Source organism: Herbidospora sp. RD11066, assembly GCF_054661255.1.
In genome coordinates this window covers 270-22,124 of sequence record NZ_BAAGDO010000004.1, presented here as the reverse complement: position 1 = coordinate 22,124, position 21,855 = coordinate 270, and the positions used below count along the sequence as shown (strand labels likewise).

Here is a 21,855-nt window from a genome sequence, read left to right as displayed (position 1 = left end):
TACGGCAAACGCGAGAGCCGCCCACCGGGGAAGGCGAGCGGCTCTTGGGGGAAGAGGGTCTTTAGGCCATCTTCTTCTGCAGGTTCTCGTCGAGCGTGGCGAGGAAGTCCTGGGTGGTCAGCCACTCGGCGTCGCCGCCGACCAGCAGGGCCAGGTCCTTGGTCATCTTGCCGCTCTCGACGGTCTCGACGCAGACCTCTTCGAGCCTGGTCGCGAAGTCGATCACTTCGGGCTGGTTGTCGAGCTTGCCGCGGTGCTGGAGGCCACGGGTCCAGGCGAAGATCGACGCGATCGGGTTGGTGGAGGTCGGCTTGCCCTGCTGGTGCTGCCGGAAGTGGCGGGTCACCGTGCCGTGGGCGGCCTCGGCCTCGACGGTCTGGCCGTCGGGGGTCATCAGCACCGAGGTCATCAGGCCGAGCGACCCGAAGCCCTGCGCCACCGTGTCGGACTGGACGTCACCGTCGTAGTTCTTGCACGCCCAGACGTAGCCGCCCTCCCACTTGAGGGACGCCGCGACCATGTCGTCGATCAGGCGGTGCTCGTAGGTGATCCCGGCCGCCTCGAAGTCGGCCTTGAACTCGCTCTCGAACACCTCCGCGAAGATGTCCTTGAACCGGCCGTCGTAGGCCTTCATGATCGTGTTCTTCGTCGACAGGTAGACCGGGTAGTTGCGCGACAGGCCATAGCGCATCGACGACCGGGCGAAGTCGCGGATCGACTCGTCGAGGTTGTACATGGCCATGGCGACGCCGCCGCCGGGGAAGTCGAAGACGTTGAGCTCGATCGGCTCGCTGCCGTCCTTCGGGGTGAAGGTCAGGGTCAGCGTGCCCTCGCCGGGGACCTTCAGGTCGGTGGCGCGGTACTGGTCGCCGAAGGCGTGACGGCCGACGATGATCGGCTTGGTCCAGCCGGGCACCAGGCGCGGCACGTTCGACATGATGATCGGCTCACGGAAGATGACGCCGCCGAGGATGTTGCGGATGGTCCCGTTCGGGGACTTCCACATCTTCTTCAGCCCGAACTCCTCGACGCGGGCCTCGTCGGGGGTGATCGTCGCGCACTTGACGCCGACGCCGTACTGCTTGATGGCGTTGGCGGCGTCGATCGTGACCTGGTCGTCGGTGGCGTCGCGGTGCTCGATGCCGAGGTCGTAGTACTTGAGGTCGACGTCGAGGTAGGGCAGGATCAGCTGGTCCTTGATGAACTGCCAGATGATCCGGGTCATCTCGTCGCCGTCAAGTTCGACGACCGGACCCGCTACCTTGATCTTGGGCATGCGTGGGGTTCCCCTTCTGAACGAACTGTGGCCGGAGTCCTTTTTGAGGTCACTGGCCGACGAGGCTATCGGACGGCCGCACCTGGTCGACGATGAGGTCGGAGGGATGGAGGTCGACCTCCAGCAGGACCCCGGCCGCCACCATCAGCAGCCCGAACAGGGTCAGCGTCACGGTGTCGGCCACACGGGAGCGGACGGAGAGCCCGCCCGAGTGGCGCCGGGGAAGCAGTAGCCGCAGCACCGCGCCCGCGAGAAAGGCGGCGCCCAATACGACGCCGCCCAGCCAGGGTTCCGGGAACATGTCGATGAGGACCAAGCCGGTGGCCGCGCCCGCGGCCACCATGATGTAGGCCCCCCAGGCCATGCGCCTCGCGTTGGTGTTGATGGTCGGTTCCGTCTCTTGTGTCAGGTGTGGTGGCGGTTCTCACCGCTCGTCGATGTGGACCCACTTCTGGTCGCGCGCGCCGATGTACTCGCTGTCCGGGCGGATCAGCCGGTTGTCGGCGTGCTGCTCGATGACGTGGGCCGTCCACCCCGCCATCCGGCTGACCGAGAACACCGGGGTGAACAGGTCGGTCGGGATGCCGAGGAAGTGGTAGACCGTGGCGGCGTAGAAGTCGACGTTGGGGTAGAGGCCCTTCTCCGCGAAGACGACCTCCTCCATCTCCTTCGACATCCGATAGTAGGTGTCGTCGCCGGACGCCTCGCCCAGCTCCGCCGACAACCGGCGCAGGTGGGTCGCCCGCGGGTCTTCGGTCTTGTAGACCCGGTGGCCGAACCCCATGATCTTCTCGCCACCGGCGAGCTTGGCGCGGACCGACTCGGCGACGCCGCCGGCGTCGATCGTCTCCAGCGTGCGCATGACCTGCTCGTTGGCCCCGCCGTGCAGCGGCCCCTTGAGGGTGCCGATGGCGGCGACGACGGCCGAGTGCATGTCCGACAGCGTGGCGGCGCACACCCGGGCGGCGAACGTCGAGGCGTTCATCGTGTGGTCGGCGTGGAGCACCAGGCACTCGTCGAAGATCTCGACTTCCCTGGGTGTCGGCTCCTTGCCGGTGATCTGGAGCAGGAAGTTGGCCGCGATCGACCTGTCGGGATCGGGCTGGGGGATCTCCACGCCCCGGCGGGCCGCGTGGAAGCGGGCCACCAGAACGGGCTGCAGGGCCGTCAGCCGGGCCGCCTTGCGCAGGTTCGCGTCGGCGGCGTTGGAGTCCTTGTCGGGATCGTCGGCGCTGGTCAGCGAGAGCAGCGTGCGCAGGGCCTCCATGGGCTCCTGCTTCTCGGCGATCTCCACGACGTTCTGCTCGACGAGACTGCCGAGCGTGCGCCCCCGGACGAGTTCCGCGCCGTATTCGGCGAGCTGGTCGCGGTTCGGGAGGGTGCCGTGCTGGAGAAGGTGGGCGGTTTCCTCGAAGGTGGTGCGGCCGGCCAGGTCGTGGATGTCGTATCCGCGGTAGAACAACAGACCGGCCTTGCCGTCGATGTCGCTGAGCGCTGTTGACGCGGCGACGACATCGGCGAGGCCTTTGGTGGGCTTGTCTGCCATGAGTGTTTCCTCCGCTTATCTACCGCGAAAGTCTACCCGTGAGCTGGTAAAGCACCCCTCCAAAGGTCCAGACCAATCGTGCGCCGATTCTGGTCAAGGTAAAGGCGATTCCCGTTCCCCACGTTTGGGTAAGCCGGAGCTGATGTGAAAGTAACGGCGGGCTACCTGGGGAGGAACTGCCGTGGAGGGGCCGTTCATACGGATCGAGGACACCGGCGAAGTGGTGCCCTTGCGCCCCGAGATCACCACGATCGGCCGGGGCCGAGGTGCCGACATCCGGCTGACAGACCCGAGCGTGTCGCGTTTACACGCCGAGTTCGTCAGACGGGGACCTTACCTGTATGTCGTTGACCTGGGCTTGTCCCGCAACGGCACACGGGTGAACGGCAGGCCGATCGCCCGGAGGGTCCTTGACGATGGCGACGTCGTCTCGTTCGGCGCCGCCCGCGCGCGGGTGGGCGGTATACCGCGCGAAGACCTGGCGCCAGAGGTCGAGTTGCGGCGGGCCGCCGCACCCGAGCTCACCCGGCGCGAGGTCGACGTCCTGACCTCGCTGTGTCGCCCGGCGCTCTCGGACGAAGCGTTCGTGGCGCCCGCGACCGCACGCGAGATAGCCGACGACCTGGTCGTCACGGAGGCCGCGGTGAAGCAGCACCTGCTGCGGCTCTACCAGAAGTTCCGCATTCCCGAGGGCACCAACCGGCGCACCCGCCTCGCCAACGAGGTGGTCGCGCTCGGGCTGGTACGCCCGACCCCGGTCGTCCCCCCGCAGAGGGCGACCGAGGGAGGCGGAACTCCGGCACATCCCGCGTCGGCGCCCGCAGCGGGGCGCCGAGCGAGTTGATCACCGGCTGAGAGTGTCGCGGGGCTCGGCGAGGGGTCTCCGCTTCTAGTTCAGCAGACCCGCGTCCCGCTCCGCGGCCTCGACCACGTTGGTCAGCAGCAGGGCGCGGGTCATCGGGCCCACCCCACCGGGGTTGGGCGCGACCCACGCGGCGACCTCGGCGACGTCGAGCGCGACGTCGCCGGCGATCTTTCCGTCGACCCGTGACACGCCGACGTCGAGCACCGCCGCACCGGGCTTCACCATCTCGGCGGTGATCAGGCCGGGCACCCCGGCCGCCGCGACGACGATGTCGGCCCGCCTCACGTGGTCGGCCAGATCACGGGTGCCGGTGTGGCAGAGCGTGACGGTGGCGTTCTCGGAGCGGCGGGTCAGCAGCAGGCCCAGCGGACGGCCGACCGTGATGCCGCGGCCGATCACCACGACCTCGGCGCCGTTGATCGGCACGTCGTACTCCCGCAGGAGCTGCACCACACCACGCGGGGTGCAGGGCAGCGGCGCGTCGACCATGTGGACCAACCGGCCCAGGTTGACCGGGTGGAGACCGTCGGCGTCCTTCGCCGGGTCGATGCGCTCCAGCAGCGCCATCGTGTCGAGGTGACGCGGCAGCGGGAGCTGGACGATGTAGCCGTTGCAGGCCGGGTCGGCGTTGAGTTCGTCGATGACGTCCTCGACCTGGCCGGGCGAGGCGTCGGCGGGCAGTTCGCGCTGGATCGAGTTGATGCCGACCTCGGCGCAGTCGCGGTGCTTGCTGGCGACGTAGATGTGGCTGGCCGGGTCGTCGCCGACCAGGACCGTGCCCAGACCCGGGGTGACGCCCGCCTCGGCGAGCTTGCCGACGCGCAGCGCCAGGTCGAGCTTGATCTTGGCCGCGGTGGCCTTGCCGTCGAGAATCCCTGCGCTCATGAACACTCCTCTTAGTGGAAGAAGTGGCGGGTGCCGGTGAAGTAGAGACTCACGCCGGCGGCCTGCGCCGCCGCGATGACCTCGTCGTCACGGATCGAGCCGCCGGGCTCCACGATCGCGGTCACGCCGCCGTCGACCAGCACCTGCAGGCCGTCGGCGAACGGGAAGAACGCGTCGGACGCGGCCACCGAGCCGGTCGCCCGCTCCCCCGCCCGGGTGACCGCCAGGCGCGCCGAGTCGACCCGGTTGACCTGGCCCATGCCGACGCCGACCGAGGCGCCGTCGCTGGCCAGCAGGATCGCGTTCGACTTGACCGACCGCACGGCCTTCCAGGCGAACTCGAGATCGGCGAGGACCTCGGCGGAGACGGCCGGGCCGGCCTTCAGCTCCCAGCCGTCGACCTTGTCGCCGGGCTCGTCGACCCGGTCGACCGTCTGCACGAGCAGGCCACCGTCGATCCGCCGGAACTCGGCGGCGTTGCGGGGGCCCTGCGGGCAGGCGAGCAGCCGGAGGTTCTTCTTCTCCCGGAGGACGGTCAGGGCGTCGGCCGCGAACGACGGCGCCACGACGACCTCGGTGAAGATGGGCGCGATCTGCTCGGCCAGCTCTTTGGTGACCTCGCGGTTGACCGCGATGACACCGCCGTAGGCCGAAACCGGGTCGCAGGCGTGGGCCTTGCGGTGAGCCTCAACGACGTCGGACCCCACCGCGATGCCACACGGGTTGGCGTGCTTGATGATCGCGACGGCCGGGTCTTCGAAATCCCAGGCCGAGCGCCAGGCGGCATCGGCGTCGACGTAGTTGTTGTAGGACATCTCCTTGCCGTGAAGCTGCTCGGCACCCGCCAGGCCGCCCGAACCCGTGGAGTAGAGGGCGGCGCGCTGGTGGGGGTTCTCACCGTAACGCAGCACGTCTTTGAGATTCCAGTCGGCGCCCATGAACGCGGGCCAGTCGCCCTCGGGGGCGTAGACGTTGGCGAACCAGGAGGCGACGGCCACGTCGTAGCTCGCGGTGTGGGCGTAGGCCGAGGCGGCCAGGCGGCGGCGGTCGGTGACGGTGAAGCCGCCCTCGCCGATCGCGGCCAGCACGGCCGGGTAGGCGCGCGGGTCGACGACCACGGCGACCGTGCCGTGGTTCTTGGCGGCGGCGCGGATCATCGCCGGGCCGCCGATGTCGATCTTCTCCACGCAGTCGGCGTCGGAGGCGCCCGAGGCCACCGTCTCGCGGAACGGGTAGAGGTTGACCACACAGAGCTGGAAGGGCTCGATCTCCAGCTCTTCGAGCTGGGTGACGTGGGACGGGTTGGCGCCGTCGGCCAGCAGCCCGGCGTGGACGCGCGGGTGCAGGGTCTTCACCCGGCCGTCGAGGCACTCGGGGAAGCCCGTCAGCGACTCGACCTTGGTGACCGGGATGCCGTAGGAGGCGATGGCGGCGGCGGTGCCGCCGGTCGAGACGATCTCCACACCCGCCGCTTCCAGGCCCCGGGCCAGGTCTTCCAGGCCGGTCTTGTCGTAAACCGCGATGAGCGCGCGCCGGATGGCGATCCGAGTCACTGTGTAGCCTCCTGTTGTTCTGTTCAGAGGGTGCCGAGGCGCACCGCGCGCCCGGAGACCCGCCAGCCCTGCCGGGCCATCCGCCCGACGACCTCGACCAGCAGCGCCCGCTCGACGACCTTGATGCGCTCGTGCAGCGCCGCCTCGTCGTCGCCGTCTTCCACCGGGACGGCGGCCTGGGCGATCACCGGGCCGGTGTCGACCCCGTCGTCGACCAGGTGGACGGTGCAGCCGGCGACCTTCACGCCGTAGGCGAGGGCGTCGCGGACGGCGTGGGCGCCGGGGAAGGCCGGGAGAAGCGCCGGGTGGGTGTTGACCACCGTGAACCGCGACAGCACGGCCGGGCCGAGGATCTTCATGAACCCGGCCGACACCACCAGATCGGGCTTGTGGGCGGCGATCTTCTCGGCCAGGGCGGAATCCCACGCCTCACGGGCCGTATGATCACTTACCCGCTCGGCGAAGGTGGGCAGACCGGCGCGTTCGGCGCGGGCCAGCCCCTCGATGGCCGGACGGTCGGCCCCGACGGCCACGACGGTCGCGCCGTAGGCCGGATCTGCCGCCGCGTCGAGAAGGGCTTGTAGGTTGGTCCCCGAACCCGAGACGAGGACCACGAGCCGGGAAGACAGAGCGGTCTCCTTCGGGGAAGTGAACGGGTGCGTGACAAAGGGTATCGGTCAGGCCGTCGTGCGGCATGAACGCCCTATCAGCAAGGCGAGGACATCGATCGTGACCACACCACTGCAGACGGCCGCGGAAATGGGCGGGCGCCGTGCGCTGGCGCTCGCTCTGATGGCGCTGATCTTCACATTGTTCGTGCCGACCATGGGCCTGGCCCTGTCGGTGTTCGGCGTCATCGTGGGCATCCGCGACCTGCGGACGCTCAAGAAGGGCGGCCAGCCCACCGGCATGGCGACCGGGGCGGTGCTCATCTCGTCGCTGGCGTTCATCCTCGGCGGGGTCACCACGGGGGTGCAGATCTACCTGGGGACCGAGCTGACGGCGTACACCGAGTGCCTGAAGGGCGCCGGCACCGTCACGGCGCAGACCGAGTGCTCCGACGCGCTGAAGACGGCGCTGGAGACCAAGCTCGGGATGCCGTGGCCGGCGAACATGCCGCTGCCGGGTTAGCCCGTTTGCGCCAAATGCGGCGTTTGGCATGAAATGAAATTGCGCGGCGGATGAGCGGAATGCACTCTTCGAGCAACGGCACCAACGGGGAGTCACATCATGCGCCGCATCCTCACTGTTCTCTTAACCATGCTCACCGCCCTATCGCTCGCGGTGAGCGCCCAACCGGCCCTGGCCTCGCCACCAGGCCAGATCACCATCGACCGGGCCCGGAGCGTCACGGGCGACCTGGGCCGGTTGACCGTCGACGTGAATTCCTCCTACCCCATCGCCAAGGTGACGGCCCAGGTCATCGGCGAGGACGGCAGCGTCCTGGCCACGGTGGACGACTTCACCATCTTCTCGGGAAGCAGCTGGTACGAGTACACCGCGGGGAGCCGGGTCCAGCTCGCCGAGCTGGGCGTCTACCGAGTCGACGTCGAGGCGACCGACGTGATGGGGACCCACGTCAAGAAGGAACGGGCCGGCACCCTGAACTACAGGGTCGAGACCATCTTCGAGCCGCTCCGCTCGAACCGCGACACCGTCGCCTACGACCGCCGAGACGTCGTCGTTCGCGGCCGGCTGCTGGGCCGCCAGCCCGCGACGGGCCGGCTCGAGCCCGTCGGCGGACAGACCGTGAACCTCGTCTTCCTGTACTGGATCAAGGACCAGAACGTGGACATCGAGGGCGTCCCGGTCACCACCGACGCGCAGGGCCGGTTCGAGCTCACCAAGGCCCTTTCCAGCCGCGCCGAGATCTGGGCCGAGTTCGACTCCTACGCCGTCCCCGGCCATCTCTCCGCCGCCGCGGAGAAGATCGTGGTGAACGCCAAAGAGCAGGCCACCCGGGTGAAGGTCAACCTGAGCAGCCGCCGGATCCTCCGAGGCGAATCCGTGGTGATGTCGGGCGTCGCGGAGTGGCGCTCACGTGACGGCTGGCTTCCGCTGGCCGGGGCGAGGCTCACCTACGTCTCCGGCTACTGGGAGGAGATCACCACCGACGCGGACGGCCGCTACTCGGTCACGATCACGCCTCAGGCGTCGGCCACGATCCCCGTGAACTACTGGGCCTACGACGACGCGTTCAAGGCCGCCTCGGCGGGTCAGGCGGAGATCACCGTCGTGGAACCGCCGGTCTTCGCCTCGTACGGCGCAGCCCGCCAGGACGACGGCGTGGTCTTCTCCGCCGTGCTCGACTTCCCGGACGCCGCTCCCGCCACGGCGCTGATCGCGTTCGAGTTCTCGCTCGACGGCCAGAAGTGGACCCGGCGCGAAGTCTTCGAGGGCACGTACAACTACTGGAGCCACAACTTCACCGGCTGGGTCGCCGAGACCAGACCCGGCCACTGGCGCGTGAAGTTCCTCGGCGGAGAGAACTACCCGAGCGTCATCTCACGCGTGGTGACGATCAGTTAGTCGGTCTTGCTGTTCAGATAGGTGACGTGGGCGCCGGTCGGATCGTCGATCGGCTCCTCGTCGTCGTCGGGCCTGATCGGGGTCGAGCGTTTGCGGTCGAAGGTCTCCACCGCGTGGTCGTCGGGTTCGACGTCGCGGATGACCGGGATCGCGATCGTGTCGGCCTCGGTCGCGTCCATCCAGTGGCCGGGCAGGGGCTCCTTCTTGGCCTTGCGCTTCTTCTTGACCTTGGTCACGACCTCGGCGATCGGCTGCTGGGCGGGCGTGTGGGAGATCAGCCACCAGTTGACCAGCCCGGCCGAGATGCCAGCCGCCACCCCCACTTCGAGGGTGACCGTGAAGGCCACCTCCCAGGCCGAGGGGCCGACGGCGGCCATCCGCGCGTCGCCCAGCGGGCCACCCGACAGCGCCGCCAGCAGCCCGGCGACCGCGCCCGAGCTCACTCCGCAGACGAACCCCCACAGCGGCGCCGCCTCCAGCGACGGCGTGGGCGCGATCCTGGCCACCACCACCCCGGCCACGGCCCCGGCCGCGAACGGGAGCGCCACCACGGCCATCAGCCACGGCGACACCGGGCCCGACTCGGGCAGCGCGCCCAGCAGCGGCAGCGACGGGATTGTGCCCAGTTTCACCCCGGTCGGCGCGACCAGCGTGCCCGCCCCGATGGCGAAGCCCGGTCCGGTGATGTACGCCATCCCCCAGATCACCGCGTTGAACAGGTAGAGCCCCTCGACCAGCGCGAGCAGCACCCCGCCCACCACGCCGGGGCTGAGCGCCTCGGTGAGCCGCTGGATCTCGCCGAAGTGGACCGCGATCAGGCCCAGCACCAGCACCAGCCCGGCGGCCAGCATCAGCGACACCGCCACGAACGTGCCGACCACGACCGAGCGCAGCCGCTCGGGCAGCAGCCGGACCATCGCCCGCCACGGGCCGATCGTGCGGGCCACCGCCACAGACCCGGCCAGGAACGCCAGCAGCAGGTGGCTGATCAGCGCCTCGGCCACGAACGGCTCGGTCACCTCGTTGCGCCCGACCAGCGCGATCATCCCGGCGAGCAGGGCGTAGGGCGCGGCCAGCGAGATGCCGGCGCGGGCGATCAGGATGAGCTGCGCCTTGCGGCGGGCGTTCGCCAGGTCCTTGGACGAACCCTTCGGCAGCCGCGCGGGCAGGCGCAGCCGCAGGTCGGCGTCTCTGGCCATCCACAGCCCGGCCCGGTAGAGCAGGGTGCCCGGCAGGATCATCAGGCCCAGCGGCAGCAGGCCGACCCGGCCGCCGCCGGGGATCTCGAAACCGGCGTGGTGGGCGGCCAGCCACAGCTGGCAGGCGGTCCGGAACACACCGGGCAGGCCCGCGCCGAACGTGCCACGCGGCGCCGCGATCCAGCCGATCAGCGTCAGCGTGGTCAGCACGGCCAGGCCGATGCCGAGCGTGCCGGCCGCGGCCAGCATCCCGGACACCGGCAGCGGGCGCCGATCGTCGTCGCCGAAGACGGCCCGGGGGACTGTCCGAATCTGGTCGAGAAGCGCCGTCACAGTAGCCGATGCTCTCAAGGGAGGGCCGTAACACGGTCACGCCGCGCCGATGGGCGTCCCGTTTGTCCTTGGGGTGTCCTTGGAAAAGAGAAAACCCCGGCGCTTGGCGCCGGGGTTTCTCGGGAAAGATCTAGCGGTTCTGCATGATCTCCCGCATCAGGCGGGCGGTCTCGCTGGGGGTCTTGCCGACGCGGACGCCGACCTTCTCCAGCGCTTCCTTCTTCGCCTGGGCGGTGCCGGCCGAACCCGACACGATGGCGCCGGCGTGGCCCATCGTCTTGCCCTCGGGAGCGGTGAAGCCGGCGACGTAGGCCACGACGGGCTTGGTCACGTGCTTCTCGATGTAGGCCGCCGCGCGCTCCTCGGCGTCGCCGCCGATCTCGCCGATCATGACGATCGCGTCGGTGCCCGGGTCGTCCTGGAACGCCTGGAGGGCGTCGATGTGGGTGGTGCCGATGACCGGGTCACCGCCGATGCCGACCGCCGTGGAGAAGCCGAAGTCACGCAGTTCGTACATGAGCTGGTAGGTCAGCGTGCCCGACTTCGAGACCAGGCCGATGCGGCCCGGGGTGGTGATGTCGGCCGGGATGATGCCGGCGTTGGAGGCGCCGGGCGAGGCGATGCCGGGGCAGTTCGGGCCGATGATCCGGGTCTTGTTGCCCTTGGCGGTGGCGTAGGCCCAGAACTCGGTCGTGTCGTGGATCGGCACGCCCTCGGTGATCACGACGGCCAGCGGGATCTCGGCGTCGATGGCCTCCTTCACCGCACCGGCGGTGAACGCCGGCGGCACGAAGATGACGCTGACGTCGGCCTTGGTCTTCTCCATCGCCTCGGCGACGGTCGCGAACACGGGCAGGCCCTCGTGGGTCGTGCCCGCCTTGCGCGGGTTCACGCCACCGACGACGTTGGCGCCGGAGGCCAGCATGCGCAGGGTGTGCTTGGTGCCCTCGGACCCCGTGATGCCCTGGACGATGATCCTGCTCTTCTCGGTGAGCCAAATGGCCATTACGCACCTACCGCAGCGAGTTCGGCGGCGCGCTTGGCCGCGTCGTCCATGGTGTCGACCAGCTCGACGCCCGGCAGGGCGGCGCTCTGAAGGATCTCGCGGCCCAGCGCCGCGTTGTTGCCGTCGAGACGGACCACGAGCGGGCGGGAGACCGCCTCGCCCCGGTCGCCCAGCAGCTTGAAGGCGCTCACGATGCCGTTGGCGACGGCGTCACAGGCGGTGATGCCGCCGAAGACGTTGACGAACACCGACTTCACGGCCGGGTCGGACAGGATGATCTCCAGCCCGTTGGCCATCACCTCGGCCGAGGCGCCGCCGCCGATGTCGAGGAAGTTGGCCGGCTTCGGCGAGCCCGCGAACTGCTCACCCGCGTAGGCGACGACGTCGAGCGTGGACATGACCAGACCGGCGCCGTTGCCGATGATGCCGACGTTGCCGTCGAGCTTCACGTAGTTGAGGTGCTTCTCCTTGGCCCGCGCCTCCAGCGGGTCCTCCGCCGCCTTGTCGACGTAGGACTCGTGCTCCTTCTGGCGGAAGTCGGCGTTGGCGTCGAGGGTGACCTTGCCGTCGAGCGCCTTCACCTGGCCGTCGGCCGTGAGGATCAGCGGGTTGACCTCGACGAGCGAGGCGTCTTCGTCGACGAAGACGGCCCACAGGCGCTCGATGAGCTCGGCGGCGCCGTCGAGCGACTTCTCGGGCAGCCCACCGGCCGCCGCGATCTCACGGGCCCGCGCCCGGTCGATGCCGTCGATCGGGTTGACCGCGATCTTCGCCACCTTCTCGGGGGCGGTGTGCGCGACCTCTTCGATGTCCATGCCGCCGGCGGCGGAGCAGATCGCGAGGAAGGTACGGTTCGCGCGGTCGAGCAGGAAGGAGAAGTAGTACTCCTCCGCGATGTTGCTCGCCTCCTCGACCAGGACCTTGTGGACCGTGTGGCCCTTGATGTCCATGCCGAGGATGGCCTTGGCCTTCGTCTCGGCGTCGGCGGCGTCGTCGGCCACCTTCACGCCGCCGGCCTTACCGCGGCCACCGGTCTTGACCTGGGCCTTGACCACGACCCGTCCGGTCAGTTCTTCGGCCGCCGTGCGCGCTTCCGCCACGGTGTGCGCGACGATTCCGCGCGGCACCGGGATGCCGTACGCGGCGAAGAGCTCCTTCGCCTGATGTTCGAACAGGTCCACGAGGGTCCGTCCCTTTGAATGTCGAGGGCGCCACTGGACAGGGCGCCGTCGTCCTGCCTGGCATTTCCGCGCAGAAAGCCTAGCCCCAGGGCGTACGCGGCGAGGTCATAGGGGGGCGTTTGGGGGTTGCCGACTTTCCCGTTATGTACTAGACGTCCGCGCCGGGAGTGCGGGGACTCCCGGATACGTACCGAATGGGCGGTTCAGGCGGCGGCAGGGATCGTGATCCTCACCCACTCGACGATCTCGTCGGTGGTCGCTCCGGGGGTGAAGATACCGGCCACGCCGATCCGGCGGAGTTCCGGGATGTCCTCTTCGGGGATGATTCCGCCGCCGAAGACGACGATGTCGGTGGCCTCCTGCTCGCGGAGCAGTTCCATCACCTTCGCGAACAGGGTCATGTGGGCGCCGGAGAGGATCGACAGCCCGATCGCGGCTGCGTCCTCCTGGATGGCGGTGCGGACGATCTGCTCCGGGGTCTGGTGCAGACCTGTGTAGACGACTTCCATGCCCGCGTCTCGCAGGGCGCGGGCGACGACCTTCACGCCGCGGTCGTGACCGTCGAGGCCGGGTTTGGCGACGACGATCCGGATCCTGGATTCCATGTTCGCACTGTATCCGGGTGGCCCGGACGCCCCACTGGAGCCTCCGCTTGACGGGGTTTGTTGGGGTTTCATGTGTGAATTTTGTGAAAAGACGCGATAAGTGATCGATTTGAGATAGATGTTCCGGCAGAATCCCCTCCGTCCCCTCTCCCATTTAGGGACTTATCCCGGAGGAACCCCACCAATGAGGCGAATCCTCGCCATTGCGGCATGCGCCACGGCGGTCGCGGCGGTCACCGCCGTCAGCGCGGCGCCCGCCCAGGCCGCACCGAACCCCGTCGCGGCCCTCAAGGCGCAGTTCAAGACCGGGCTCGGCGTGAAGTTCAACGACAAGTTCAGCACCGGGGGCGAGATCTTCAGCCGCCGGACCGGAACGTTCCAGTTCGGTCGAGCCGGCGTGGCCGCGTCGGACGTCACCATGAAGTTCAACCTCAAGGCCGCCGACATCGCGGCGATGCCCGAGGAGATCCAGCCGCTGCTCAAGCCCGAGCAGATCATCAAGATCGGCAACACCGCCTACATCAAGGGCGGGATCCTGGGCGGCCTGCTGCCCGAGGACAAGACCTGGCTGCGCGCCCCCGGCGGGCCGGCCACCGGTGTGACCGGCCCGTTCGGCCAGATCATCAACCCCACCGAGCCCGCGACGCTGCAGAAGCTCATCAAGAAGAGCAAGCGGACCGGCTCCGTGTACACCGGCAAGATCACCCTCGGCGAGGTCTACACGACCTCGAAGTGGATGCAGGGCGCGCTGCCGACCGAGAAGCCGACGGCGGCCCAGAAGAAGGCCGTCATCTCCTTCAAGGTCTACGTGAACGCCAAGGGCCTGGTGGTCCGCCTGGTCACCAGCACCAAGGCGAGCGCCGTCGGCCTGGAGAGCGGGATCGTCTCCGCCGACACGAAGTTCCTGTCGTGGGGCTCGAAGGTGTCCATCAAGGCCCCCACCGAGGGTGTCGCGGACATCGACGAGATCGACTTCGAGGGCGCCATGTCCGAGTCGAGCGCCCCGCTGGGCCGGGCCGTCGGCCGGGTGTCCTGATCTAGGCGTCGCGAGACAGCAACCGGCGGGCGTTGACGGTGGTCAGCGCCCGCCAGGTCGTTTCTCCGGGCTGTCCGGCCTCGTCGATCGAGGCGATCTGGGCGGCCACGGCCGGGATCGGGGTGAAGCAGTAGTCGCTGCCGTAGAGGACCTTGTCGGTGCCGAAGGCCCTGGTCAGGGCCGGGACCTGGCGGGGGAACGGGGTGCCGGCGATGTCGAACCACAGCCCGGCCACCTGCTCGACGACCGTGGGGTCGTCGGGGGAACCGCCGTTGAAGGCGGTGCGGAACAGCTCCATGCGGTCGGCGAGCAGCGGAAGGGTGCCGCCGCCGTGGGTGAAGATCCACCGGATGCCGGGATGCCTGGTCAGCACTCCGCCGAACACCAGGTCGGAGACGGTCCGGGTGGTGTCGAAGATGAACTCCAGCATCGGCCGCGGACGGCCGATCGCGACCTGCTCGTGGTTCTGCGGCGAGGTCGGGTGGACGAACACCACCGCGCCCCGCCGGTCGAGCTCGGCCCAGAGCGGTTCATACGCCTGGTTGCCCAGGTAGCGGCCGTGGGCGTTGCTCATCAGGGCGACTCCGTCGCTGCCCAGGTCGTCGAGCGCGTAGGCGAGTTCGGCCAGGCTGCCCTCGACGTCGGGCAGCGGGAGCGAGGCGAAGTGGCCGAACCTGCCGGGGTGCCGCAGGGCCACCTCGGCCGCGTGGTCGTTGACCTGCCGCGACAGCTTCCGGGCCGCCGCGTCGTCGCCGAAGTGGGTGCCCGGTGAGGACACCGACAGCATCGCAGTGCGGATGCCGTGGGCGTCCATCAGCCGGAGGTGGTCTTCGGGGCTCCAGGACGGCCAGCGGGGCATGCCGTCGGGCGTGACGTGCCCGGCGCTCGCGGCCGCCTCAATGTAGTCGGCGGTGACGAAATGGGCGTGTACGTCGATCAGTTCCGCGGCCATGTGATCCTCGTCTCTCGGGTGTCCGAGTCAGGGAATATCACATTCCGGGATCTTGGTCCCTACAACTTCTCCAGGGTCTTGGCGTAGTTGACCATCAACGTCTTCTCGCCCGAGCTGCCGAAGTCGATCTTGGCGCGGGTCTTCTCGCCCTCGCCCTCGACCACCATCACCGTGCCGAGGCCGAACTGGTCGTGGGTGACCCGGTCGCCGGGCGACAGCTGGAGGACCGGCTTGCCGCTCCCCCGCGAGGCCAGCGGCCGGGTCTCGCGCTTGGTCGCGGCGCCCCAGGCGTTCTTCTTCGGGTCGTTGCGCCATTCGACCAGGTCACCCGGCACCTCGGCGAGGAAGCGCGAGGCCGGGTTGAACGAGGGCGCGCCCCAGGCGGTGCGGACGGCCGCGCGGGACAGATAGAGGCGCTTCTCGGCACGGGTGATGCCCACGTAGGCGAGACGGCGCTCCTCCTCCAGTTCCTTCGGGTCGCTGAGCGAGCGCATGTGGGGGAAGACGCCGTCTTCCATGGCGGTCAGGAAGACCACCGGGAACTCCAGGCCCTTGGCGGTGTGGAGGGTCATCAGCGTGACCACGCCACCCGCCCCGCTCTCAGGGTCGGGGATCGAGTCGGCGTCGGCGACCAGGGAGACCTGTTCGAGGAAGTCGACCAGGGTGCCCTCGGGGTTGGCGGCCTCGAACTCGGAGGCGACCGAGACGAGCTCGTTGAGGTTCTCGATGCGGCTCTCATCTTGCGGGTCGCCGGAGGTCTCGAGCTCGGTGCGGTAGCCGGTCGAGGTGAGGATCTCCTCGGCCAGGTCGGAGAGGGTGAGCTCCTTGGCCCGCAGGTCGTCGAGCAGGGTCACGAACTCGCGGATCTGGTTGAGGGAGCGGGTCGCGATGCCGGGCGCCTCCTCGGCCCGGCGCAGGCCCTCCCAGAAGGAGACGCGCTCACGGGAGGCGAACGCCTCGACCATGGCCTCGGCCCGGTCGCCGATGCCGCGCTTGGGCACGTTGAGGATCCGCCGCAGCGAGACCGTGTCGCTGGGGTTGGCCAGCACCCGCAGGTAGGCCAGCAGGTCTTTGACCTCTTTGCGCTCGTAGAAGCGCACGCCGCCGACGACCCGGTAGGGCAGGCCGGTGCGGATGAAGATCTCCTCGAACACCCGGGAGGCCGAGTTGGTGCGGTAGAAGACGGCCACCTGACCGGGGCTGACGCCCTCGTCGTCGGTGAGGCGGTCGACCTCCTGGGCGACGAACGAGGCCTCGTCGTGTTCGTTGTCGGCGACGTAGCCGACGATCTTCGGCCCGGCACCCTGGTCGGACCAGAGGTTCTTGGGCTTGCGGCTCTCGTTGCGGGAGATGACCGCGTTGGCCGCGTTGAGGATCGTCTGGGTCGAGCGGTAGTTCTGTTCGAGCAGGATCGTCTTGGCCGACGGGTAGTCGCGCTCGAACTCCAGGATGTTGCGGATCGAGGCGCCCCGGAAGGCGTAGATCGACTGGTCGGCGTCGCCGACGACCACGAGTTCGGCGGGCGGCAGCGCGTCTTCGGTGGCCGACCCGACGAGGTCGCCGTCGGCAGTGCGCTTGGCCTCGACGCCGACCAGCTCCCTGACCAGCGTGTATTGGGCGTGGTTGGTGTCCTGGTATTCGTCGACCATGACGTGGCGGAACCGGCGCCGGTAGTGCTCGGCGACCTCGGGGAAGAGCTGGAACAGCGTGACCGTGAGCATGATCAGGTCGTCGAAGTCCATCGCGCCGGCCTCGGTGAGGCGGCGCTGATAGGTGGTGTACGCCTCGGCGAGCACCTTCTCCAGATGGGTCTGCGCCTTGTCCTTGGCCGTCTCGTAGTCGACCAGCTCGTTTTTCATGTTGCTGACCTGGGCCGAGAACGACCTCGGGGGGTAGCGCTTGGGGTCGAGGTCCATCTCGCGGCAGACCATCGCCATCAGGCGCTGCGAGTCGGCCTGGTCGTAGATCGAGAAGCTGGAGGTGAAGCCCAGCCGCTTGGCCTCACGGCGCAGGATCCGCACGCAGGCGCTGTGGAAGGTCATCACCCACATGGCCTTCGAGCGCGGGCCGATCAGCTTGTCGACCCGGTCTTTCATCTCGCGGGCGGCCTTGTTGGTGAAGGTGATCGCGAGGATCTCGCCCGGATGCACGTCGCGCTCGGCCAGCAGATAGGCGATGCGGTGGGTGAGCACCCTGGTCTTGCCCGACCCGGCTCCCGCGACGATGAGCAGCGGGCCGCCTTGGTGGACGACGGCCTCCTTCTGCTGGGGGTTGAGGCCGTCGAGCAAGGGATGAGTCACCCGTCTAGCGTAGGGCTGCCCACTGACACTTCGCTCACGTGAACGAACATTCGCGGGCCACTCCCGGGTCGGGGTCGGCCTTGGTGTCGAGGTTGAAGGCGGGGACGAAGCCCCAGGCCGCCAGTTCCTTCTTGGCCGCCGAGTGGTCGCCCTGGGTGTAGTACCAGATGTCGTTTCCGCCCCGGTGGGGTTCGCCCCGCGTCCAGCAGACGAACCAGTTCGTGCCGGTGACCAGTAAACCGACGACGAGCCCGGCGCGCGGATGCTCGTAGACGGAGATCTCCGGGGTGTTGGCGCACCGGAAGACGCCATTCCAGGCGAGGCCCCGGCGCGCGTCGTCGATGCGCTCGGTCTGAGCCGTGCAGGTGGCCGGGGCGTCGGCCCCGGCGAACAGCCCCGGGACGAAGGCGGCGACCAGCGCGACGGCGACGACGGCACCGGCCACGACGGGCAGGCGCCACGAGGGTCGTGATCGGGGCGGCTCGGCGAGTTCGACGATCTCGGGCTGCCGGTCCAGCCGGGTCCAGGCCGCGGCCCAGCGGTGCGCCTCTTTGGCGGGGGCCTTGCCGTACGACAGGCACGCCTCGACGAAGCGGAGGGTGGTGGCCTCGGGCGGGCGGGTCAGCGGGTTCTTCCCGATGACGCCCGATATGGCCGAAGGCGCCAGATTCGAGTGGGCCGACAGAACGGCATATTTCGGTCTCCCGCACCAGGCGTGCAACTCCCTGAGCCGCTCGGTCAGCTCGGGCCAGGTGGAGACGTCGTCAGGATCGGGCGGTGGTGCTCCGGCAGCGGCCACGCGGCACATCATGCCCCGGCCTTGACAGGGCGGTCAACCGATTCAGAACAAAGCCCCTGACATGCGAGAACGCCGTTCAGAACCGTTCTGACCGGCGGACCCCTGCCCCCTGCCCGAACCCCCGTGCTTCATTCCAGCCATGAGAACACTTCGCGTCATCGCGGCCGGCGCCGCCGTCTTCGCCGCCTCACTGGTGGCCCCGCAGGCCGCGAGCGGCGCCGCCCTGGGGCCGCGTCCCGACTTCCGGCTCCCCTACGCGTGCAACACGGTCGTGGCGCTCACCACCTACAACGGCCACACCCCGGTCGGCAAGATCGACATGTACAAGGTGCCGGGGCCGCAGGTGGGCGTGCCCGTGCTGGCCTCGGCCGACGGCTACATCCACGAGACGTTCTCCCCCGGCGGCCTGGAGATCGCCCACGGCGGCGGCTGGTTCACCGTCTACCTGCACATGACGGGCGTGCGCGGCATCGGCAACGTGAAGCGCGGCGACGTCATCGGCTACGTCGGCACCGTCGGAACGAGCACCGCGCACCTCCACTACGAGCAGCTCGCCAACCCCAACAGCACGACCGACGCCGACAACGAGCACATCGTCATCCCGGTCATCCAGGGCCAGGTGGCCAACCCGACCCCGACGACCCCGTTCAACATGACCAGCACCAACTGCGGCGGCGGCACCACCCCGCCGCCCTCCACCGGGAAGCAGTACGTCGACACGTTCGCCAACGCCCCCGGACACTCCTCCCCCGGCGGCACCCGGACCGGCACGCTCTACGCCGGCACCAACTACGTCTACTGCCGCGCGCGGGGCCCGAAGGTCCAGGTCGGCTCCGACTGGAACACCTGGTGGCTGCGGACCGACCTCGACGAGGGCAGCCCCTGGCAGAACCAGTGGGTCTCGGCCTACTACCTGTCCCGCTGGGGCAACGACGTCGCCAAGGACAACAGCGGCGTGGACATCCGCGACTGCTAGCCGGGGAATCGGCGGCGTCCGTCCTACTGTTTGCCGAAACGGACTACGAGGAGGACACATGCTGGACGCCGCTGAGATCCGGACCGTACTGGTGGTGACCGCGCACCCCGACGACATCGACTTCGGGGGCGCGGGCGCCGTCGCGGCGTTGACCGACCGGGGGGTGGAGGTCGTCTACCTGTTGGCCACCTCGGGTGACGCCGGCGGTTTCGACCGGGAGACCGACGGCGCCGGCATGGCCGAGATCCGCCGCGCCGAGCAGTCGGCCGCCGCGAAGGCCGTGGGGGTCTCCGATGTACGCCACCTCGGCTACCCCGACGGCGCCGTCGAAGCCACCTTGGGACTGCGCAAGGACATCGCCCGGGTGATCCGCCAGGTCAGGCCCGACCTGGTGATCACCTCGACGCCCGAGCGGAACTACGCGCGCCTCGGCCCCAGCCACCCCGACCACCGCGCGGTCGGCTCGGCCACGCTCGACGCGGTCTACCCCGACGCCCGCAACCCCTACGCCTTCCCCGGCCTGCTCACCGAGGAGGGCCTGGAGGCGTGGACGGTGAAGGAGGTCTGGATGATCGGCTCCCCCACCCCGAACCACTGGGTCGACATCACGGCCACGGTCGACCGGAAGATCGCCGCCCTGCGCGCCCACGAGTCGCAGACCGGCCACATGCCCGACCTGGAGGGCATGGTCAAGGGCTTCCTGTCGGCCAACGCGGCGGCCGGGGGCCTGCCGGAGGGAACCTACGCGGAGGCCTTCCACGTGATCTCAACGACCTGACCTGCGGTTCAGACGCCGGGCGCTTCTGGCCGCCAGGAAGCCGAGCGAGTTGGTGGCCATGTGCAGGAGCGCGGGGGCCAGCAGCCCGCCGCGTTTGCGCAGCTCGTGGAAGCCCAGCCCGACCAGGGTCGTGGTCGCCACCGTCCCGGCCACCAGCCGGGGGGTGCCGCCCTTGGCCACGGCCGGGTTGGCGCGGGCCATGTCGAGGGCGGGCAGCACGTGCCACAGCCCGAACAGCACGCTGGAGGCCACCGAGGCCGCCCGGGGCTTGAGCGAGTGGCCGAACAGCTCGGGGAGCACGCCCCGGAAGGCGACCTCCTCCAGCAAAACGGTCCCGACCGGCACCTGGAGCAGCGCCTCCTCGAGCAGGCGGGCCCGGCTCAGCGCCAGGGCCCGCTCGTCGAGGAACAGCCGACGGGTGGGCGGCAGCAGGACCCCGCCGGTGTAACCGGCCGCGACGGCGGCGGCCAGGCCGCCGCCGATCAGCGCGCCCCGGGCGGGCGAGGCGAACCCGAGGTCACGGGCGCCGGAACCGGCCCGACGGGCGATCAGGAGCAGCGCCCCCGTCGCCACGGCCGAGGTCAGCGGGGCGTACCGCCTGGCCACGGTGTTGTTGAGGACGTTGGCCACGGCCAGCACCCCGACCGCGGCCCCGATCGCCGCACCTGGTCGCTGAACTCCTCGTCGCCGGGCCTGTCCACTCGCCATCGCGTGAGCCATCAGTAAGGTCTGCCCTTTCAGCAGGCCCCAACCCCCCGCTCGAAGCCGCGCGAGAAGTTGAGCTGCCGCTGCTCGCCCGTTCCGTGGGCGCCCGGCTCCCACCAGGCGTCGGTGGGGTCACCGGCCGCCTCGAGGTTCGCCATGAGCTCGGCGTCGTCGCCTTCCTGGGCCTGGAGGCGGTTGCCGGTGATCAGGCCGTTGAGGGTCCCGCCGGCGTAGCAGTCGGCCTGAAGCTCCGACTGGATGGTGAACTCGTGGTCGGATTCGAGCTGGTTCTGTACGGCGTGCCCGAACTCGTGCGGGATCACGATGTAGACGGCGGCGTCGCCGAGCTGGTCGTACAGGCTCTGGAGCCACGTCGCGTCGTAGGCGATGAAGTGGCCGTCGGGGCAGTAGAAGGCGTTGTTCGGTACGGAGGGCTGGCCTCCGCACGCGGGGCCGTCGGTGCCGTTGTACTCGATGAACTCGCTGATCGGCTGGTAGGTGCCGCCGGATTCGGCGAACTGCTTGGTCCAGAACTCCTCGGTCAGGCAGCGGGCCAGCCGTACGTCCTCGGAGAAGGTCTCACCCTGCACGCTGCAGTCGTCACCGGGAACGGCCGCGGCGGGCCGGTCGAAGTCGGTCTCGATCGCGTCGGGGACCGTCACTTCGGGGACGGGCTCGGTCGTCCATGGGTCGGCGGCGGTGACCTCTCCACACGCGGCGGTCAGGACCAGGAGGGACACGACGAGAAGCCTGGTTAATTGCACACCCCCAATCCTGCCTATCAAATACGGATATTTCTTGAGAAGACCGGAGTTCTCACCGGACATGCAGGGTCACCGGGGGTGCTTGATCGACTACTGCTCGTGAGCGAGGGTGGTTCCGCTCTGATCAACCCTCTCCGAAGGAGCGACCATGACCATCATTCGCACGATCCTGTCCGGCGCCGTCCTCACGGCCGCCACCAGTGTGAGCCTCGCCCTGCCCGTCTCGGCCTCCGTCCAGGCCGTCGCGACTCCCGTCTGCGTCGACACCACCAACAGCCGCGCCAACAACACCGAAGTCCGGCTGTGGGAGTGTCTCGACCACGCCAACCAGAAGTTCGTGATCGACGCGGGCCAGATCAAGGTCAAGGACACCATCGGCACCGCCCGCGAGGTCTGCCTCGACACCACCAACAGCCGCGCCAACAACACCAAGGTCCGTCTCTGGACGTGCCTCGACCACGCCAACCAGAAGTTCGTGATCGACGCCGGTCAGATCAAGGTCAAGGACACCATCGGCACCGCCCGCGAGGTCTGCCTCGACACCACCAACAGCCGCGCCAACAACAC

General features: G+C 69.2%; 22 protein-coding genes. 7 read left to right on the top strand and 15 right to left on the bottom strand.

Translation table 11 applies throughout. The annotated features are described in order from the left end of the window. Positions 1-61: 61 nt before the first annotated feature. The 3 genes from ACYQ78_RS16960 to ACYQ78_RS16950 are packed head-to-tail and all read right to left on the bottom strand — an operon-like array spanning position 62 to position 2,822. On the bottom strand, positions 62-1,276 hold the full coding sequence (locus ACYQ78_RS16960; RefSeq protein WP_459801809.1) for an NADP-dependent isocitrate dehydrogenase: 1,215 nt from the start codon (positions 1,274-1,276) through the stop codon (positions 62-64). 49 nt (positions 1,277-1,325) lie between these two features. Beyond that, positions 1,326-1,640 carry a DUF3017 domain-containing protein gene (locus ACYQ78_RS16955; RefSeq protein WP_459801808.1) on the bottom strand — a complete coding sequence of 105 codons (315 nt, stop codon included), beginning with the start codon at positions 1,638-1,640 and terminating at the stop codon, positions 1,326-1,328. A gap of 60 nt (positions 1,641-1,700) precedes the next feature. Continuing rightward, positions 1,701-2,822 carry a citrate/2-methylcitrate synthase gene (locus tag ACYQ78_RS16950; RefSeq protein WP_459801807.1) on the bottom strand — a complete coding sequence of 374 codons (1,122 nt, stop codon included), beginning with the start codon at positions 2,820-2,822 and terminating at the stop codon, positions 1,701-1,703. 181 nt (positions 2,823-3,003) lie between these two features. Between ACYQ78_RS16950 and ACYQ78_RS16945 the strand changes: the two genes are divergently transcribed. Continuing rightward, complete coding sequence (locus ACYQ78_RS16945) at positions 3,004-3,666, top strand: FHA domain-containing protein (protein ID WP_062344906.1); 663 nt, start codon at positions 3,004-3,006, stop codon at positions 3,664-3,666. A 45-nt stretch (positions 3,667-3,711) separates the two neighbouring features. Here ACYQ78_RS16945 and ACYQ78_RS16940 read toward each other — a convergent pair whose 3' ends face one another. Genes ACYQ78_RS16940 through purN form a run of 3 tightly spaced genes read right to left on the bottom strand, consistent with a single transcriptional unit; the run spans position 3,712 to position 6,754 of the window. Beyond that, on the bottom strand, positions 3,712-4,572 hold the full coding sequence (locus ACYQ78_RS16940; RefSeq protein WP_459801806.1) for a bifunctional methylenetetrahydrofolate dehydrogenase/methenyltetrahydrofolate cyclohydrolase: 861 nt from the start codon (positions 4,570-4,572) through the stop codon (positions 3,712-3,714). A gap of 11 nt (positions 4,573-4,583) precedes the next feature. Further along, positions 4,584-6,125 (bottom strand): bifunctional phosphoribosylaminoimidazolecarboxamide formyltransferase/IMP cyclohydrolase, encoded by a 1,542-nt coding sequence (purH, locus tag ACYQ78_RS16935; protein ID WP_459801805.1) that lies wholly within the window; start codon positions 6,123-6,125, stop codon positions 4,584-4,586. Between the two features lie 23 nt (positions 6,126-6,148). Continuing rightward, the gene (gene purN / locus ACYQ78_RS16930) at positions 6,149-6,754 is read right to left on the bottom strand and encodes a phosphoribosylglycinamide formyltransferase (RefSeq protein WP_459802403.1); all 606 of its coding nucleotides are present in this window, start codon (positions 6,752-6,754) and stop codon (positions 6,149-6,151) included. A gap of 100 nt (positions 6,755-6,854) precedes the next feature. On the opposite strand from purN, the gene ACYQ78_RS16925 reads away from it, so the two are divergent. Then, a complete protein-coding gene (locus ACYQ78_RS16925; protein ID WP_459801804.1) occupies positions 6,855-7,256 on the top strand; it encodes a hypothetical protein in 402 nt (133 codons plus the stop codon). Positions 7,257-7,355: 99 nt separating this feature from the next. Then, positions 7,356-8,654: a hypothetical protein gene (locus tag ACYQ78_RS16920; RefSeq protein WP_459801803.1), complete on the top strand. Its 1,299-nt coding sequence runs from the start codon at positions 7,356-7,358 to the stop codon at positions 8,652-8,654. On the opposite strand, the gene ACYQ78_RS16915 is transcribed toward ACYQ78_RS16920, so the two are convergent. The 4 genes from ACYQ78_RS16915 to ACYQ78_RS16900 form a co-directional block, all read right to left on the bottom strand. Continuing rightward, the gene (locus ACYQ78_RS16915) at positions 8,651-10,186 is read right to left on the bottom strand and encodes a cell division protein PerM (protein WP_459801802.1); all 1,536 of its coding nucleotides are present in this window, start codon (positions 10,184-10,186) and stop codon (positions 8,651-8,653) included. The two genes, ACYQ78_RS16920 and ACYQ78_RS16915, sit on opposite strands and share 4 nt — an antisense overlap. A 130-nt stretch (positions 10,187-10,316) precedes the next feature. After that, positions 10,317-11,192, bottom strand: coding sequence for a succinate--CoA ligase subunit alpha (gene sucD, locus ACYQ78_RS16910; protein WP_459801801.1), 876 nt, complete (start codon positions 11,190-11,192; stop codon positions 10,317-10,319). After that, positions 11,192-12,373: an ADP-forming succinate--CoA ligase subunit beta gene (sucC, locus tag ACYQ78_RS16905; protein ID WP_459801800.1), complete on the bottom strand. Its 1,182-nt coding sequence runs from the start codon at positions 12,371-12,373 to the stop codon at positions 11,192-11,194. The genes sucD and sucC overlap by 1 nt, the downstream gene beginning before the upstream one ends. A 203-nt stretch (positions 12,374-12,576) precedes the next feature. Continuing rightward, positions 12,577-12,978, bottom strand: coding sequence for a cobalamin B12-binding domain-containing protein (locus ACYQ78_RS16900; protein WP_459801799.1), 402 nt, complete (start codon positions 12,976-12,978; stop codon positions 12,577-12,579). A gap of 184 nt (positions 12,979-13,162) precedes the next feature. Here ACYQ78_RS16900 and ACYQ78_RS16895 point away from each other — a divergent pair, with 184 nt between their 5' ends. Further along, positions 13,163-14,014 carry a hypothetical protein gene (locus ACYQ78_RS16895; RefSeq protein WP_459801798.1) on the top strand — a complete coding sequence of 284 codons (852 nt, stop codon included), beginning with the start codon at positions 13,163-13,165 and terminating at the stop codon, positions 14,012-14,014. 1 nt (position 14,015) lies between these two features. Here ACYQ78_RS16895 and ACYQ78_RS16890 read toward each other — a convergent pair whose 3' ends face one another. The 3 genes from ACYQ78_RS16890 to ACYQ78_RS16880 are packed head-to-tail and all read right to left on the bottom strand — an operon-like array spanning position 14,016 to position 18,065. Beyond that, positions 14,016-14,966, bottom strand: a complete 951-nt coding sequence (locus ACYQ78_RS16890; protein ID WP_459801797.1) for an amidohydrolase family protein — start codon at positions 14,964-14,966, stop codon at positions 14,016-14,018. A 59-nt stretch (positions 14,967-15,025) separates the two neighbouring features. Beyond that, the gene (gene pcrA, locus ACYQ78_RS16885) at positions 15,026-17,254 is read right to left on the bottom strand and encodes a DNA helicase PcrA (protein ID WP_459802402.1); all 2,229 of its coding nucleotides are present in this window, start codon (positions 17,252-17,254) and stop codon (positions 15,026-15,028) included. A 46-nt stretch (positions 17,255-17,300) separates the two neighbouring features. Beyond that, positions 17,301-18,065, bottom strand: coding sequence for a hypothetical protein (locus ACYQ78_RS16880; RefSeq protein WP_459801796.1), 765 nt, complete (start codon positions 18,063-18,065; stop codon positions 17,301-17,303). A gap of 139 nt (positions 18,066-18,204) precedes the next feature. On the opposite strand from ACYQ78_RS16880, the gene ACYQ78_RS16875 reads away from it, so the two are divergent. Together ACYQ78_RS16875 and ACYQ78_RS16870 are read left to right on the top strand one after the other, a co-directional pair. Next, entirely contained in the window at positions 18,205-19,041 is an 837-nt protein-coding gene (locus ACYQ78_RS16875; RefSeq protein ID WP_459801795.1) for a M23 family metallopeptidase, read from the top strand. 58 nt (positions 19,042-19,099) lie between these two features. After that, entirely contained in the window at positions 19,100-19,819 is a 720-nt protein-coding gene (locus ACYQ78_RS16870) for a PIG-L deacetylase family protein (RefSeq protein ID WP_459801794.1), read from the top strand. Here the strand turns inward: ACYQ78_RS16870 and ACYQ78_RS16865 are convergent. Together ACYQ78_RS16865 and ACYQ78_RS16860 are read right to left on the bottom strand one after the other, a co-directional pair. After that, positions 19,808-20,539, bottom strand: a complete 732-nt coding sequence (locus ACYQ78_RS16865) for a CPBP family intramembrane glutamic endopeptidase (protein WP_459801793.1) — start codon at positions 20,537-20,539, stop codon at positions 19,808-19,810. The two genes, ACYQ78_RS16870 and ACYQ78_RS16865, sit on opposite strands and share 12 nt — an antisense overlap. A 17-nt stretch (positions 20,540-20,556) precedes the next feature. Continuing rightward, positions 20,557-21,264 carry a neutral zinc metallopeptidase gene (locus tag ACYQ78_RS16860; RefSeq protein ID WP_459801792.1) on the bottom strand — a complete coding sequence of 236 codons (708 nt, stop codon included), beginning with the start codon at positions 21,262-21,264 and terminating at the stop codon, positions 20,557-20,559. Between the two features lie 172 nt (positions 21,265-21,436). Here ACYQ78_RS16860 and ACYQ78_RS16855 point away from each other — a divergent pair. Next, the coding region (locus tag ACYQ78_RS16855; protein WP_459801791.1) for a ricin-type beta-trefoil lectin domain protein at positions 21,437-21,855 on the top strand (419 nt) is incomplete at its 3' end.

Bases quoted from the DNA above. Each gene is read 5' to 3' on its own strand.
- ACYQ78_RS16890 (WP_459801797.1), bottom strand. From the start codon at position 14,966: ATGGCCGCGGAACTGATCGACGTACACGCCCATTTCGTCACCGCCGAC.
- ACYQ78_RS16940 (WP_459801806.1), bottom strand. From the start codon at position 4,572: ATGAGCGCAGGGATTCTCGACGGCAAGGCCACCGCGGCCAAGATCAAG.
- ACYQ78_RS16920 (WP_459801803.1), top strand. From the start codon at position 7,356: ATGCGCCGCATCCTCACTGTTCTCTTAACCATGCTCACCGCCCTATCG.
- ACYQ78_RS16960 (WP_459801809.1), bottom strand. From the start codon at position 1,276: ATGCCCAAGATCAAGGTAGCGGGTCCGGTCGTCGAACTTGACGGCGAC.
- ACYQ78_RS16875 (WP_459801795.1), top strand. From the start codon at position 18,205: ATGAGAACACTTCGCGTCATCGCGGCCGGCGCCGCCGTCTTCGCCGCC.
- sucD (WP_459801801.1), bottom strand. From the start codon at position 11,192: ATGGCCATTTGGCTCACCGAGAAGAGCAGGATCATCGTCCAGGGCATC.
- ACYQ78_RS16895 (WP_459801798.1), top strand. From the start codon at position 13,163: ATGAGGCGAATCCTCGCCATTGCGGCATGCGCCACGGCGGTCGCGGCG.
- ACYQ78_RS16950 (WP_459801807.1), bottom strand. From the start codon at position 2,822: ATGGCAGACAAGCCCACCAAAGGCCTCGCCGATGTCGTCGCCGCGTCA.
- ACYQ78_RS16955 (WP_459801808.1), bottom strand. From the start codon at position 1,640: ATGGCCTGGGGGGCCTACATCATGGTGGCCGCGGGCGCGGCCACCGGC.
- ACYQ78_RS16865 (WP_459801793.1), bottom strand. From the start codon at position 20,539: ATGGCTCACGCGATGGCGAGTGGACAGGCCCGGCGACGAGGAGTTCAG.
- ACYQ78_RS16870 (WP_459801794.1), top strand. From the start codon at position 19,100: ATGCTGGACGCCGCTGAGATCCGGACCGTACTGGTGGTGACCGCGCAC.
- ACYQ78_RS16900 (WP_459801799.1), bottom strand. From the start codon at position 12,978: ATGGAATCCAGGATCCGGATCGTCGTCGCCAAACCCGGCCTCGACGGT.